Annotated in this window: 14 protein-coding genes; 8 read left to right on the top strand and 6 right to left on the bottom strand. The window is 49.4% G+C overall.

The window, feature by feature from the left end; all coding sequences use genetic code 11:
• Window positions 1-40: 40 nt before the first annotated feature.
• A complete protein-coding gene (locus tag GC097_RS21895; RefSeq protein WP_171685422.1) occupies window positions 41-664 on the bottom strand; it encodes an FMN-binding negative transcriptional regulator in 624 nt (207 codons plus the stop codon).
• 181 nt (window positions 665-845) lie between these two features.
• Here GC097_RS21895 and GC097_RS21890 point away from each other — a divergent pair, with 181 nt between their 5' ends.
• The 4 genes from GC097_RS21890 (at window position 846) to GC097_RS21875 (ending at window position 4,891) form a co-directional block, all read left to right on the top strand.
• Window positions 846-1,823 (top strand): Gfo/Idh/MocA family protein, encoded by a 978-nt coding sequence (locus GC097_RS21890; protein WP_171685421.1) that lies wholly within the window; start codon window positions 846-848, stop codon window positions 1,821-1,823.
• A 201-nt stretch (window positions 1,824-2,024) separates the two neighbouring features.
• A complete protein-coding gene (locus tag GC097_RS21885; protein ID WP_171685420.1) occupies window positions 2,025-3,074 on the top strand; it encodes an ABC transporter substrate-binding protein in 1,050 nt (349 codons plus the stop codon).
• 108 nt (window positions 3,075-3,182) lie between these two features.
• Window positions 3,183-4,097, top strand: a complete 915-nt coding sequence (locus tag GC097_RS21880; RefSeq protein WP_171685419.1) for an ABC transporter permease — start codon at window positions 3,183-3,185, stop codon at window positions 4,095-4,097.
• Complete coding sequence (locus GC097_RS21875) at window positions 4,097-4,891, top strand: ABC transporter ATP-binding protein (protein ID WP_171685418.1); 795 nt, start codon at window positions 4,097-4,099, stop codon at window positions 4,889-4,891. Before GC097_RS21880 ends, GC097_RS21875 begins: the two co-directional genes overlap by 1 nt.
• A gap of 1,055 nt (window positions 4,892-5,946) precedes the next feature.
• Here GC097_RS21875 and GC097_RS21870 read toward each other — a convergent pair.
• Window positions 5,947-7,383 (bottom strand): DHA2 family efflux MFS transporter permease subunit, encoded by a 1,437-nt coding sequence (locus GC097_RS21870; protein ID WP_171685592.1) that lies wholly within the window; start codon window positions 7,381-7,383, stop codon window positions 5,947-5,949.
• A gap of 156 nt (window positions 7,384-7,539) precedes the next feature.
• Between GC097_RS21870 and GC097_RS21865 the strand changes: the two genes are divergently transcribed.
• The gene (locus GC097_RS21865) at window positions 7,540-8,079 is read left to right on the top strand and encodes a PadR family transcriptional regulator (protein ID WP_171685417.1); all 540 of its coding nucleotides are present in this window, start codon (window positions 7,540-7,542) and stop codon (window positions 8,077-8,079) included.
• A gap of 100 nt (window positions 8,080-8,179) precedes the next feature.
• Entirely contained in the window at window positions 8,180-8,818 is a 639-nt protein-coding gene (locus GC097_RS21860; RefSeq protein WP_171685416.1) for a DUF2306 domain-containing protein, read from the top strand.
• Between the two features lie 29 nt (window positions 8,819-8,847).
• Here GC097_RS21860 and GC097_RS21855 read toward each other — a convergent pair whose 3' ends face one another.
• Window positions 8,848-9,369: a hypothetical protein gene (locus GC097_RS21855; RefSeq protein WP_246294393.1), complete on the bottom strand. Its 522-nt coding sequence runs from the start codon at window positions 9,367-9,369 to the stop codon at window positions 8,848-8,850.
• A gap of 161 nt (window positions 9,370-9,530) precedes the next feature.
• On the opposite strand from GC097_RS21855, the gene GC097_RS21850 reads away from it, so the two are divergent.
• Together GC097_RS21850 and GC097_RS21845 are read left to right on the top strand one after the other, a co-directional pair.
• On the top strand, window positions 9,531-10,208 hold the full coding sequence (locus tag GC097_RS21850; protein WP_171685415.1) for a response regulator transcription factor: 678 nt from the start codon (window positions 9,531-9,533) through the stop codon (window positions 10,206-10,208).
• A 68-nt stretch (window positions 10,209-10,276) separates the two neighbouring features.
• Window positions 10,277-11,323 (top strand): sensor histidine kinase, encoded by a 1,047-nt coding sequence (locus GC097_RS21845; protein WP_171685414.1) that lies wholly within the window; start codon window positions 10,277-10,279, stop codon window positions 11,321-11,323.
• A gap of 499 nt (window positions 11,324-11,822) precedes the next feature.
• On the opposite strand, the gene GC097_RS21840 is transcribed toward GC097_RS21845, so the two are convergent.
• The 3 genes from GC097_RS21840 to GC097_RS21830 form a co-directional block, all read right to left on the bottom strand.
• Window positions 11,823-12,209: a DUF2500 domain-containing protein gene (locus GC097_RS21840; protein ID WP_246294392.1), complete on the bottom strand. Its 387-nt coding sequence runs from the start codon at window positions 12,207-12,209 to the stop codon at window positions 11,823-11,825.
• Between the two features lie 41 nt (window positions 12,210-12,250).
• Window positions 12,251-12,688: a GNAT family N-acetyltransferase gene (locus GC097_RS21835; RefSeq protein ID WP_171685413.1), complete on the bottom strand. Its 438-nt coding sequence runs from the start codon at window positions 12,686-12,688 to the stop codon at window positions 12,251-12,253.
• A gap of 111 nt (window positions 12,689-12,799) precedes the next feature.
• A complete protein-coding gene (locus GC097_RS21830; protein ID WP_171685412.1) occupies window positions 12,800-13,876 on the bottom strand; it encodes a M42 family metallopeptidase in 1,077 nt (358 codons plus the stop codon).
• Between the last annotated feature and the right edge of the window lie 58 nt (window positions 13,877-13,934).

Below are 13,934 nucleotides of genomic sequence, written 5' to 3'. Positions count from 1 at the left end.
GTTGACAGATGATATCTGTTCAACCCTTTTTGTCGTTCTGTCATCGAGTGCTGTGAGATTCAAGATTTCCTTTCATCAGGGCGGCGATTTTGCGCTCGTTCTCTCTATTCAGAGCTTCCAGCCTTTGGATGACAAGCTCTTGGCGTTCCGCGGGATGGTTTTGGCTTAGTTTGGCCTTGCCCTCCATGCTCGTAATGTTGATTTTGAAGCCCTGAATGCCTTGGTTTAATCCGGCCAAATAGGCGGGATCTACAGAACCTAACTCATAGGGACTGTCGGGCTCTTCATATTTTGCAATCAAACTTTGCATGGAAGCCATCACTTCTTGCTCGTCATCAATAAGATGGGCTTGACCGTATACATGAACAGCCACATAGTTCCATGTGGGAACGGACTTGCTTGTTTCGTACCAAGAGGGGGAAATGTAGCTGTGCGGTCCCTGGAAAATGACGAGAACCTCCTGCTGCCCGAGTTCCCTCCATTGCGGGTTGGGGCGTGCAACATGTCCATATAAGCATTCATTTGTGCGATCCAATATAAGCGGCAGGTGGGTCGCGAACGGGCGGTTTTGATGCTGGGAAATGAGTGTGGCGAAGCCGTTTTGTTCAATAATATCGTGCATGAGGCTGCGGTCTTTTATTTCAAAATAGGGAGGGATGTACATAGCTGCTATTCACCTGCTTCTTTAGGTTTTACGACATTATAGCAATGGACACAGTATTTACACAGGGCCAATTTCGGCGAAATGTAGTGTGCCACCTGAAGAAAGGGCGCAGAAAGGAAGAAGAACGCAAATGGCGAATAGGTACAGTAGAAACAGAAGATGATCTGGAGGGGATGCGGCAATGGATAAAGTACGGTGGGGAATTATTGGCTGCGGCGATGTGACCGAAGTAAAAAGCGGACCGGCTTTGCAGAAGGTGACAGGCTCAGAGCTGGTTGCCGTCATGCGGCGCAATGGCCGATTGGCTGAAGATTATGCGAGAAGACATGGCGTAGCCAAATGGTACGATGATGCGAATGCGCTAATCCACGATCCGGATGTGAACGCTATTTATGTCGCAACGCCGCCCGGTTTTCATCATGAATATACGTTGATGGCGGCCAAGGCAGGAAAGCCTGTTTACGTGGAAAAGCCAATGGCTAGAAATCATGGGGAGTGTCTGGAGATGATCGCGGCCTGCGAAGAAGCAGGGGTACCGCTGTTTGTTGCCTATTACCGCAGAGGCCTGCCTAAATTTGTCCGGATTAAAGAATTGTTAGACAGCGGCGTACTGGGGGAAATTCGTTTCGTTAGCACCACTTATCTGCAAATGCTGCGGGAGGAGCAAGGGCAGGATCTGCCATGGCGCTTGCAGCCTGAGCTTTCGGGCGGCGGGCTCTTCGTTGATTTGGCCAGCCACACGCTGGACATTCTGGACTATTTGCTGGGTATGATCGGCGAGGTCAAGGGTTTTGCCAGAAATCAGAGCGGGCGGCATCAAGTTGAGGATATGGTGACAACAGCCTACGCGTTTGAATCCGGTGTAATGGGAACGGGAATTTGGAGTTTCAACAGCTTCAAGCGCAGCGATGTGAACGAGATTGTGGGCAGTCTCGGCAAGGTCACGTTTTCTACGTTTGGCGAGGACGTTCGCGTGGAGACGGCGGATGGTCAGGTGCAGGAAATGACGATTCCGGGTCCGGCGCATGTTCAGCAGCCTTTAATCGGAATGGTCGTTGATGAGCTTAGAGGCGTGGGGCAAAGCCCGAGCACGGGGCGGTCGGCAGCTAGGACGAATCGGGTCATGGATGAGCTGCTTCACGACTTTTATCGACAGTAATCACCGGGGATCGCGTACCTATATGACCAGAATTGATAAAACGATTGACGGAAACACGCAAGCCAATTAAACTATGGTAAATTAGACTCACTTGGATACCTGACAGCGCCTTCACACTTTGCCGAACGAAAGCGTTAAAGTGGTGAGCGGGCAGTGGATTCAAGCTGGCCAATAGGATACAAAAAGAGAGGGGTAATTAGGTTGAAAAAGAAAGCACTCGCATCACTTGTATTATCAGCAGCTCTTATGGTCGTAGCCGGTTGTGGTCAAAAGGCAGCAACAACTCCTGCCGCAGGAGGTGCGTCAACAGCTCCGGCAGCAACGGCAGCTGCGCAAAAGACGTACAAAATCGCGATTTCGCAAATCGTGGAACATCCTTCTTTGGATGCAACCCGTCAAGGGTTTCTGGCAGCGCTTAAAGATGCCGGAATTGTCGAAGGCACGAACTTGAAGGTTGACTTCAACAACGCACAAGGCGATCAAACGAACAATTTATCAATCGCGCAAAAAATCGCTTCCGCCGACAATGATCTGGTGCTCGGTATTGCAACTCCATCCGCTCAAGCGGTTGTACAACAAGTGAAAAAAGCGCCTGTTCTGTTTGCGGCCGTTACGGATCCGGTTGCAGCTAAAATCGTGACGAATGTGGATAAGCCGGGCGGTACCGTTTCCGGAGCATCCGATACGAACCCTATGGCGGTCGCTCAATTGATGGATTTCGTTGCAGCTAACATGCCGAAAGTGAAAACGGTCGGTCTTGTTATCAATGAAGGAGAGCCGAACGCTGTCATCATGGCGAAAAATGCGGAGCAAGCTCTGGCGAAGCACAACATCAAGCTGGTTAAAGCACCTGTAACGAATACATCCGAAGTAAAGCAAGCCGCTCAATCGCTGGTTGGACGCGCGGATGCATTCTTGATTACGCTGGACAACACAGTTGTTAGCGGTGTAGATGGCATCATTCAAATTGCTAATGATAAGAAAATTCCGTTCTTCTCCAGCGACCGCGATACCGTGGAAAAAGGAGCTTTTGCAACGGTTGGTTTCAAATACTATGATCATGGCTATCAAGTAGGTCAAATGGCTGTTGATATTTTGAAAAACGGCAAGAAACCAGCGGACATGAAAGTAACGGTTCCCGATAAGCTGGATCTGATCTTGAACCTGAAAGCTGCTAAAGATCAAGGTATTGAAGTTACGGACGCTATGAAAAATGCGGTGAAAGATAAAGAGAAAAACATCATTCAGTAATGTTTTGGATACAAGAGGGGTGGACGACACTTTCGTTCGCCTCTTTTTTCTCCCATTGGGGCGTAGTGACGGACGTTGTTTAATTTTAAAATAGGAGGTTGTTAAACTATGATGAGTTCCATGAGCGGCGCCGTCGAGCTGGGTCTTCTTTACGCCCTGATGGCACTTGGTGTCTATATCACTTTTCGCATTCTCGATTTCCCGGATTTAACGGTGGACGGGAGTTTTACGACTGGCGGCGCTATCGCGGCTATTATGATTTCGCACGGCTATTCGCCTTTGCTCGCGTGTCTGGCTGCTTTTGCCGGTGGACTTGCTGCAGGGGCTTGTACGGGATTGCTTCATACAAAGGGGAAAATTAACGGGCTTTTGTCCGGTATTCTGATGATGATCGCCTTGTACTCGATTAATATGCGGATTATGGGGAAACCGAACATTTCGCTGCTTGGGGCGGATACGATGTTCACGTCGATCTCTCCGATTGCGGCGGGGTTCATCGTTGTAATTGTGTTCAAACTGCTGCTGGATGCGTTCCTTCATACCGATTTGGGGCTGTCTCTGCGTGCAACGGGGGATAACGCCCGAATGATTCGCAGCTTCGGAGCGAATACACATAACACGACGATTCTTGGCGTTAGCTTATCCAATGGATTAGTAGCGCTTTCCGGTGCGATGATTGCACAGCAATCAGGGTTTGCCGATATCTCCATGGGGATCGGGATGATCGTTATTGGCTTGGCTTCGGTCATTATCGGGGAAGCGATTTTCGGTTCCCAGAGCGTGTTCCGTGCGACACTTGCGGCTGTTCTTGGCTCGATTGTGTACCGTATCGTCGTAGCGTTGGCGCTGCGTGTGGAGTGGCTCAATGCCTCCGATTTGAAGCTGATTACCGCCATTATCGTTATCATCGCGCTCGTGCTGCCGTCTGTGCAGAGGTCCATTAGGCAAAAGGCAACCGCCAAACGGCGTTCCGCCGAGATCATCGCCCGCGCTGTGCAAATAAATAAGGGAGGTGGCCGCTGATGCTGAAGCTCTCGAATGTTTCCAAGCTTTTTAACCCGGGTTCGGCCGATGAGAAAATTGCGCTGATCGGCATTAACTTAACCCTGAAGCCCGGCGACTTCGTCACGGTCATTGGCAGTAACGGCGCTGGCAAATCGACGCTCATGAACATCATCTCCGGCGTGATGACGCCGGATGCCGGCGAAGTGGCGATTAATGGTGAGACCATCCATCACCTGCCGGAATACGAGCGCAGCCGTTGGATCGGCCGCGTCTTCCAAGATCCCATGGCGGGGACAGCTCCTCGAATGACGATCGAGGAGAATCTCGCCATGGCGTACTCCCGCGGCAAGAGGCGCGGGCTCAGCTTCGGTACTAACGCGCGTAGACGTGCGTTATTTTTGGAACAGCTGCAGCGCCTGGGCATCGGCTTGGAAAGTCGTCTGCGCGCGAAGGTGGGCCTGCTCTCCGGTGGAGAGCGGCAAGCCCTCAGCTTGCTGATGGCGACCTTTACCAAGCCGCAGATTCTGCTGCTGGATGAGCACACCGCCGCGCTTGATCCCGCGCGGGCCGAGCTCATTACACGATTGACCGAGGAGATCGTGCGCGAGATGAAGCTGACCACGCTCATGGTCACGCACAACATGGAGCAGGCGATTCGTCTGGGCAATCGCCTGATCATGATGGATAAGGGCCGCATCATCCTTGACGTGAGCGAGGAGAGGAAGAAGGATCTCACCGTGGAGCAGCTGCTCGGTGAGTTCGAACAGATCAGCGGCAGCAAGCTGTCGGATGACCGCGTGGTGCTTGGGTAATTAGAGAAGCCTTTGGCGCAAGGAGAAATCCTTGGCTGAAGGCTTTTTGCTGTGTGTGATAAGGGAGCGGTACATGTGCTCGTTAGTGAAAGGGAGTGAGATGAGGGGTTAAACAAGTTGAACATGAATCGGAGCGGGGCCTCCGGTGCGAGAGATAGCTGCTGTAAGTGACAAGAGAGAGGCAAATGTGCTCGTTAGTGAAATGGGGGCTAGATGAGGGAGTTGAACAAGTTGAACATGATTGGAGCGGGGCCTCCGATGCGAGAGATAGCTACTGTTAGTGACAAGGGAGAGGCAAATGTGCTCGTTAGTGAAATGGGGGCGAGATGAGGGAGTTGAACAAGTTGAACATGAATCGGAGTGGGGCCTCCAATGCGAGAGATAGCTGCTGTAAGTCACAAGGAGAGGCAAATGTGCTCGTTAGTGAGATTGGTGCGAGATGAGGAAGTTGAACAAGTTGAACATGAATCGGAGTTGGGCCTCCGATGAGTCTTGGTTGCACTTTATACAATCATTTGTGCCTTTTCTTGCTGCAGCAGCATGCTACGTTGCATTTTATACAATCATTTTCCCTTTGAAGCTGACTAATCAGCAGAATCAGGAGAAATGAGTGTATTTTATACAATGAAGGGTTGCTCTAGAGCATGAAAGTAACCAAATCGTTGCATAAAATACAACATACGTCTTGAATTCACCTGCCACTCCACGATTTATCCCATATCTGGAAGCTGAGAGAGCCCCAAAGGCCGTCTCAGGGCCGAAATTGAGCCAGTCCCAAGCTGAGAAGTCCCCAAAAGCTGTCTCGTATTGAAATCACCGGATTTATGCCACATCTGCAAGCCGAGAGAGCCCAAAGGGCCGTCTCAGGTCCGAAATTGGGCTAATCTCAAGCTGAGAAGTCCAAAAAAAGCCGTCTCACATTAAAATCACCCGATTAAGTCCACATCCGAAAGCTGAGAGAGCCCAAAAGGCCATCTCAGAATCCGCCAGGAAGAAAAAAGCCCTTACCCTCTGTGTAATACACACAGCAAAGGCAAGGACTTTCCCAAAACATATTATTTAGCCGCTTCAGGTTTGATAACCGCAGCTACTGCTGCAGGGGATTCTTTCTCGATCGGTCGTTTGCTGATGAAAAGGCTGAGTGGCAGCGCAACGAGCACAATGAATGTAGCAAGCAAATACACATCATTCACACTCATCGTAAAGGAATGCATGCCGATCACGGCTTTATCTTTGATTCCGCTGGCAACGAGTTCCTTGGAGTGGGTCGCGGTTTGAGATGCCAGTACCGAAGTGAACAGGGCGATAGCGAAAGAACCAAAGACGTTGCGCACCCAGTTGCTCATGGATGTGGCATGACCGGACAGCGTCCGCGGTATTTGTTCCATACCGGCATTGCTCGCTGGCATCGTCGCAAAAGCGATCCCGACGTTCCGAACGATCATCCAGAATAAGATATAGCCGCGGGATACGTCGACGCTTAGCCAACTAAGTGTCAATGTTCCAATTGCAATCAAGGAAATACCGACAAAAATAAGAATGCGCGGACCAAGAATGCTGTATAATTTACCTACAATCGGCATACAGAGCGCCATGGCCAGGGAAGCTGGCAGCAGGATCAAGCCAGTGTCCAGCGGCGTTACGTGCTGAATGTTTTGCAGGAAAATAGGAGTCAGAAAAGTTCCCGAGTACAAGCTGATCGTAACAATACTAGAGATAATCAGCGTTAAAGAGTAACGCGCATTAGACAAGACACGAACATTCAGCAAAGGAGAATCTGCTTTCAGCTCTCTCCAAATGAATAGTCCGAGCATGATGATACCTGTTGCGAACAGACCAACTACACGGCCGGATGACCATCCCCACGCATGGCCTTGGGAGAAGGCAACGAGCAGAGAAAGACTGCCGATAACAACGGTGAATAAACCGATGGCATCGAACCTTTTAGGAACAGAAAGACGGTAGAAAGGAATTAATTTAATAACGAGATAAGTTGCAATGAGTCCAACTGGTACATTAAGTAGGAATAACCAATGCCAGCTCCAATTTTGCAGAAGCCAGCCGCTCAAAGTAGGTCCGATGGCAGGTGCCATCATAGCGGATAAGGACCATAGGGAAATCGCAATCGGCTGCTTTTCGCGTGGAATGACCTGATACACGATAGTCATCGTTGCCGGCATGATGAGACCACTGAAAGCCCCTTGGATAATACGGAAAGCAATCAGGGAAGAAGCGTCCCATGCAATCGCGCAAAGCAATGAAAAAACAGTAAAGCCTACGAGTGCCAAAACGTACAGACGCTTATAACTGAATCGCTCACCTAAGTAACCGGTAAGAGGGGCAATTGTACCGCTCGCAAGCATAAATCCTGTGATCGTCCATTGGATTTTACTCAAATCGGAATGAAAATGTTCACTCAATATCGGTATAGCAATATTAATTGTACTCATACTCAGGATCGACACGAAAGATCCAAAGAAGATTGCAATCATGATCGGCCAAAAACGGACTTGCTGTAAATCATCTTTACTCACTTGCTACCTCCACTCTCCATTGATCTTACTCTCCGGATTCTCTATAATTTGAATGAAAATCATCATACTACCAAAGTTCATATATGTCAATTATGACATAACAAGGAGTTTTCTATGAATACCCTTTCTTATGGCTTACTGAGCCTACTGTCTAAAGATTCCCGAACAGGCTATGAGCTTATGCAGCATATTCAGCCTTTTTGGCCGGCAAAGCACAGTCAAATATACCCACTCCTGGCTCAGCTGGAGCAGATGGGGTATGTTGAGTTTGTGCATGTGCCACAGTCGGATAAACCGGATAAAAAAGTATATTCGTTAACAGCTAGCGGATTAAAAGCGCTTCAAGAGTGGATCGGGCTGCCTACCGATGCGCCTGTGACCCGTGATGAGTTCGCGTTGAAAGTATACTGCATTGGTCTCGTAGATAAAGATGAGGCTATGAAAATGCTGCTAGAGCGCGAGAATTACTATATACAGAAAAAAGAGCAATACGGGGAGAGTTTTGAGAAAGTCAAACGCCTGAGTAAGAAGCCGCTTGAAGAGCTGGAGATCCATGACCCTTTGTTCGGCAATTATGTTCTTATAAGAAAAGCTACCCTTAAAGTAGAAGCAGATCTGTTCTGGTGTGAGTGGATGAAGTCGAAGTTGAAATGAGGCATTTTAGATTTATTTAAGAAACTGTTTAGAAGGCATTTAGATGAAAGAGTTACACTAACGGAGGAGTGAAGATCAGATCATAAACGGGGGCTAAACGATGAGCAAGATGTTGGGGATATTCGTTATTCTTATTATTTTGGGCGTGGCGGTTGCCGCGGTGTTTCCTTATGTTACATTAAATCCTGCCAATAGCCGAGTTGAGCTCAATGGAAACTTTCCATTATTTTATACATTTCTTGTACTGCATATCGGTACTGCTCTTCTTGCACTTGTTAGCGGCTTGTTCCAATTCAGCGAGCGGTTTCGAATCCGTTTCCCGGCCAGACACAGGGTATTAGGACGAATTTATGTCGTCAGCGTCATGGTCAGTGGATGCTTAGGGCTCGTAATTACCGTATACGTCGATAACTTTACCAAAGCTATGGCATTTCTAGCGTTAAGCTTTCTATGGCTGTTTACAACATGGAAAGGATTCCGCTACGCAGTGTCCAAACAATTCCCCGAGCATCGCATTTGGATGATTCGCAGCTACGCCGTTACGCTGGTTGCTACATCAGCAAGACTGATTGTTCCGCTCTGTATGCTGTTATATGCAGCTATGCGAGGGTTCCATCTCCCTGAAGGCGGTATCCAGCAAATGGTGGCTGAAATTTTGCAAGTGAACATTTGGATCGGATTGCTTATCAACTTCTGCCTCGTGGAATGGGTGCTGCTTAAACCCCGAAAAGCCCGATAATGGGCTTCTAGTCCTTCCTCTTCCTTCTTCTAGCGCCCAAGTTCCTGAATGACGGTTTGGATTTTCTGCAGGCGGATATACTCCGACTTTTCCAGTTGTGGGCGGAAATAGGCGTATAGGTATGCGGCGTCATGGAAGTCCAGGCCAGGGTAGCACACAACTTCCTGAACCACCTGAGGATTATCCATGATGACCTGCCATTCGCCGCTGCGCTCAGCCGGTGAAATGCTCGATAGGACATGCTTTTTCGCAGTCAAGGTAGCCTCAAGCTCCGCCCAAATGCACTCCCACGAGGGGCTGAATTGAACCGGCTCAGGGAACAAGCGGCTAGCTTTGGCCAATGCCTGTTCAAGCCCAGGGATGTCCGCATCGGCGGCAGCTTTGATGGCCTCGGTCAAGCCGTCGAGCAGGCGGCGGAAGCCGGCATATCCTTCGGCGCGCACCTCTTGCTGATAAGCAGCTTCGGCTTCCTCGCCTATAAGCATGGAAAACTGGGAATAGGTATTATTAAGCATAAGGTGAGATCCCCCCATAACGGATACTGTCTCCAAAATGTATCACAAATTTTTTACCAAAAAAAGCCCTTACATCGCGATATGCCCTCATTGGTTTAAATTCAGTTTATAAAAGCCCCTTATGCTACTTTCATACAATGAAATTTGCAAGATAGGCAATAGACCCAACATGAAGTGATAAAGTGAGGCTGGATAAAATGGCTCCAATATTAATCGTAGATGATGATCCCTATATCCGTGAGCTGGTCCGCGTCTTTATGCTGAACGAAGGCTTCGATGTCGTCGAAGCTTCGGACGGCGCGGAAGCGCTCAAACTGCTCGAAACCGTCCAAGTGGACTTGGTGATTATGGATATCATGATGCCGAATATGGACGGATGGGAGTTGTGCAAAGAGCTGCGGGAGCATTATGAGATGCCGCTGCTTATGCTCACTGCCAAAGGCGAAACCTCGCAGAAGGTCAGAGGCTTCGAGCTGGGCACCGACGATTACCTCGTCAAGCCCTTCGAACCTGTGGAGCTGGCGATGCGGGTTAAAGCGCTCCTGAAGCGCTATAAAATTGCCTCGTCCCAAACCGTTCAGGTCGGAGACCTCAGCATGAACAAGAAAACCTACGAGGTAACCGTCGGCTCGGAGAGCTTGACGCTGCCTCTCAAAGAATTTGAGCTGCTTTACAAGCTGGCGAGCTATCCAGGTAAAACATTTTCGCGCGACCAACTGATCGAGCAAATCTGGGGCTTCGACTATGAGGGCAACGAACGGACTGTCGATGTTCATATCAACAGGCTCCGTGAGCGGTTTCCGGAGGAGCAGCATGCTTTCCGCATTGCCACGATTCGGGGGCTCGGCTATCGGATGGAGGTGCTGAGGTCATGAGCAGGAGAACGCCGAGGGACAGAAAGCCACCGAGGGAAAGAAGGCCGGCGAGGGACCGGAAAAACAAGATGTCACTCGGGAAGCGTGTGCGCGGCACTTTGTTCGCTTTAGGAATTTTTATTCTCATCATCCTGTACTGGCTGGCGGTCTTCTACGCGACAGAGTGGATCTTCACCTATATGAATAAACGCCCCCCGGAAGTGGTTGTCCAATTGATTAACTGTATCGGCGGGATGTTTCTTTGGGGCATTACGATGGCGTGCCTGGGCAGGTTTTTCCGCAGCGAGCAGATGAAGTTTTTTCAATCGCTGATTCATGCGATCAGGAGTATGTCCAGAGGAGATTTCAATGTGTTTGTTGACAGTAATCCGCATAATGGGCCTTTCGTAGAGTTGGTTGACTCCATCAACAACATGGCGGTGGAGCTGGGGCAGTTGGAGAAAATGAGACAGGAATTCATCTCGAATGTATCCCATGAAATTCAATCGCCTCTCACCTCCATCAGCGGTTTCTCGCGTGCACTGCAGAACGAGATGATCACCCCAGCGGAGCGTAAGCACTATTTGGAAATCATCGAAGCTGAGAGTACGCGGCTTTCCAAGCTGAGCGATAACTTGCTCAAATTATCGTCGTTAGAGTCGCAGCATCACCCTTTCGAACCGAAAAGCTACCGGCTTGACAAGCAAATCCGCAATCATATTCTGGCCTGTGAAGTGCAGTGGGTTGAAAAAAATATCGAAATGGACATCGAGCTGGAGCCGGTGACGCTGATAGCCGATGAGGACCTGCTCGGCCAGGTATGGACGAATTTAATTCATAACGCGATCAAATTCACGCCGGTAGGCGGAACGATCGGTGTCCATGCGACAAGCAACCGGAAAGAAGCTATTATTCGAATTTCCAATAACGGAGCTTGTATTTCAGAGGAAGATTTGCCACATATTTTTGAACGATTCTACAAAGCGGACAAATCGAGAAACCGGGCATCCGGCGGCAACGGTTTGGGGCTGTCCATTGTCAAGAAGATCATCGACATGCATGCCGGTACGATCTCCGTAGAGAGCAAGCCGGAGGAGATGACAACTTTCATAGTTCGGCTATCATTACCAGAATGAAAAAAGCGCACAAATAGAGACCCCCGCTTATCTATGATAACCGGTGGTCTCTAAGTTTCACTAAAGGTATTCAATTGTCCCTACACACACTCCAATCAACCAACTCACGTTGCAAATTACGACTTTACGTTGTTACGGATCCTTTCCTCGAATAAACGCTTAACACATTTACCGCCTCTGGATTCCCACATGCCCTATGAACGTAACCCGTTCCCGCACCTTTTCTTCCGTCGTTTGAAGGAAAAGTGGGCATGTTTCGCTAACGTTGTCCATTGGACTATCCCCTTCCTAAGTTGAGAATATCCTGGCTACTCTTGGGGGTCCTTACCAGCTGTAAGGCTTGTCCTTCAAGTGAGCCTAAGACAACTATAGCCTAATATTAAAATATTGTAAATATTCAGAATATTTGCTAAAAAGAGATTTTTACTGACTTTTTTAGCGGTTTCGTCGATTTGCTTCGAATTGCGTAGTTTTTGTAAAGGATGCGCAGTTTTTCGCCTTAAACGGACAAATCGCGAGAAAATCCTTTGAACCTAGTGCCTTGATAGGTCAGCATTCCCTCATCTCCCTCAACGATATACCCAAACTGATCGCGTCCCACGCGTAGTTCTAATCTGCGGCGATCTTCAAATTCAAATGTGGCATAATAACTCGTATTTGAACTGGAATCTCCAGACCCGCCGCTAACTTGCATTCTTTTGGCAACGACCTTGCAGACCAGGCTTTGGATGGGGGAGGCATTATTGGATGACCAAACGAGAAGTCCTTTAATGATCATAAATAAGATAAAGCCGCCAATAAGCACAGCCATAATCGTAAAAATAAGAATAAAAAGATTTACGCCGCTTTGGTTAGTAAACGGCCCTGTGTTAAACCCTGTTGACATAGCAAATCACTCCTCAAAGTTTTGTAGTAAATTTCGGCATTTTAGAGGAATCTTTTGACGAATCGATATCCTGTTTCATGAAAACCAAGCGGTTCATTGGCTCTTCGGCTATCGCTATTGTTCTCTGAACCTGTGATCCACCACATCCCTGAGCAAGCGTGCTCTTGGGTCAACTGCTCCGCATAGCTTTTTAACTTCTCGGCAGCAGTTTGGCTCTGGTTAGTCTCCTCTATGGAAATAACGGAGATTTCACTGAACTTCACAACGGCATCGTCGGCTTGGCGAATACGAAAGCCTAACGTGCCGAGGATCTGGTTCTCCTCCTCATACACATAGAGCGATTCATCCGGGTTTCCACGCATAAAATGCAGCCTGTTCTCAATGTGTAAGGGAGAAATCAACTTGCCAGTCCGTTTGAAAACTAAGCTGCTGATTTCCTTGGTATCCCGGGAGTTTGCTTCGCGAATGATATACGTCATATACAGCCTTCTTTCTTCGATCCTATGATTCTACTAATTATACCATAAATTGGAACATGAGTTCTACATTTCATGAAAAAACCCGCCGTGAAGGCGGGTTATGCGCAGTGATTACGCTTGTTCGTGAATCGTATTCAGTGTTGTTCGATCGCTCGCCTGCACGAGCTTGATGAGCAGCTCTTTGGCAGCGGCGTAGTCATCCACGTGAAGAATTGACGCGGATGTGTGAATATAGCGCGCGCAGACGCCGATAACGGCCGAAGGGATACCGCTGCCCTGCACGTGCACCAGTCCGGCGTCGGTTCCTCCCGCCGAAATAAAATATTGATACGGGATCTTATGCGTCTCCGCCGTATCCAGAATGAATTCGACCATCCCACGGTGGGTGATCATCGTGGGATCGAAAATGCGCAGCAGCGCCCCTCGCCCCAGCTGCCCAAAAGCACTGCGGTCGCCGGTCGTATCTCCGGCGGCACTGGCATCCAGCGCGTAGAACAAGTCCGGCTGGATGAGATTCGCCGCCGTGCGTCCGCCGCGCACGCCAACTTCTTCCTGTACGGTAGCGCCCGCGTACAGCACATTCGGGAGCTTCGGCCCGCCGTGAAGCTCCTTCATTAGTTCAATCGCCAGGCCGACACCGTAGCGATTGTCCCATGCCTTGGCCATAATCCGCTTCGGATTGGCCATGGGCGTGAACGGGCAGATGGGAACAATCTGCTGCCCGAGCTTGATGCCGATGGCGAGGGCATCGGCTTTATCTTCTGCGCCGATGTCGATGTACATCGTCTTGATGTCCGCAGGCTTGCTGCGCGCCGCTTCGTCCAGCAAGTGCACGGGCACTGAGCCGATCACGCCGATGATCGGCCCTTGCTCGGTCATGATCTGCACGCGCTGCGCGGGCAGAACTTGACTGAACCAGCCGCCGAGGGGCTGGAACTTGATGGTGCCGTGCTCGGTGATGCCGCTCACCATGAAGCCAACCTCGTCGAAATGTCCGGCGACCATGACTTTGGGACCGGCTTCATCGCCCCGCAGAACGCCGAACAAGCTGCCGAGGCCGTCTTGGACGAACTCGTTTGTATATTTCTCCAATTCACCGCGGACGAACTTGCGAATTTCTCGTTCAAACCCAGGAGCTGCCTGCATTTCAGTCAGCGTTCGAAAAAGCTCTAATGTTTCAGTATTCATAGGATGTCCTCACTTTTAGCAAGATTAGGTATAGCGATAAGCTTTATTTTAGCACAAC

This window comes from Paenibacillus planticolens (genome assembly GCF_013141725.1).
Classification (GTDB): Bacteria; Bacillota; Bacilli; order Paenibacillales; family NBRC-103111; genus Paenibacillus_E; species Paenibacillus_E planticolens.
The sequence above is the reverse complement of the archived record's forward strand: the minus strand, read 5'-3'. Positions and strand labels throughout refer to the sequence as shown.

What these genes read in the sequence shown, in the direction of transcription:
- GC097_RS21895 (WP_171685422.1), bottom strand. Translation starts at nt 664, where the DNA reads ATGTACATCCCTCCCTATTTTGAAATAAAAGACCGCAGCCTCATGCAC.
- GC097_RS21890 (WP_171685421.1), top strand. Translation starts at nt 846, where the DNA reads ATGGATAAAGTACGGTGGGGAATTATTGGCTGCGGCGATGTGACCGAA.
- GC097_RS21880 (WP_171685419.1), top strand. Translation starts at nt 3,183, where the DNA reads ATGATGAGTTCCATGAGCGGCGCCGTCGAGCTGGGTCTTCTTTACGCC.
- GC097_RS21875 (WP_171685418.1), top strand. Translation starts at nt 4,097, where the DNA reads ATGCTGAAGCTCTCGAATGTTTCCAAGCTTTTTAACCCGGGTTCGGCC.
- GC097_RS21870 (WP_171685592.1), bottom strand. Translation starts at nt 7,383, where the DNA reads ATGATTGCAATCTTCTTTGGATCTTTCGTGTCGATCCTGAGTATGAGT.
- GC097_RS21865 (WP_171685417.1), top strand. Translation starts at nt 7,540, where the DNA reads ATGAATACCCTTTCTTATGGCTTACTGAGCCTACTGTCTAAAGATTCC.
- GC097_RS21860 (WP_171685416.1), top strand. Translation starts at nt 8,180, where the DNA reads ATGAGCAAGATGTTGGGGATATTCGTTATTCTTATTATTTTGGGCGTG.
- GC097_RS21850 (WP_171685415.1), top strand. Translation starts at nt 9,531, where the DNA reads ATGGCTCCAATATTAATCGTAGATGATGATCCCTATATCCGTGAGCTG.
- GC097_RS21845 (WP_171685414.1), top strand. Translation starts at nt 10,277, where the DNA reads ATGTCACTCGGGAAGCGTGTGCGCGGCACTTTGTTCGCTTTAGGAATT.
- GC097_RS21840 (WP_246294392.1), bottom strand. Translation starts at nt 12,209, where the DNA reads ATGTCAACAGGGTTTAACACAGGGCCGTTTACTAACCAAAGCGGCGTA.
- GC097_RS21835 (WP_171685413.1), bottom strand. Translation starts at nt 12,688, where the DNA reads ATGACGTATATCATTCGCGAAGCAAACTCCCGGGATACCAAGGAAATC.
- GC097_RS21830 (WP_171685412.1), bottom strand. Translation starts at nt 13,876, where the DNA reads ATGAATACTGAAACATTAGAGCTTTTTCGAACGCTGACTGAAATGCAG.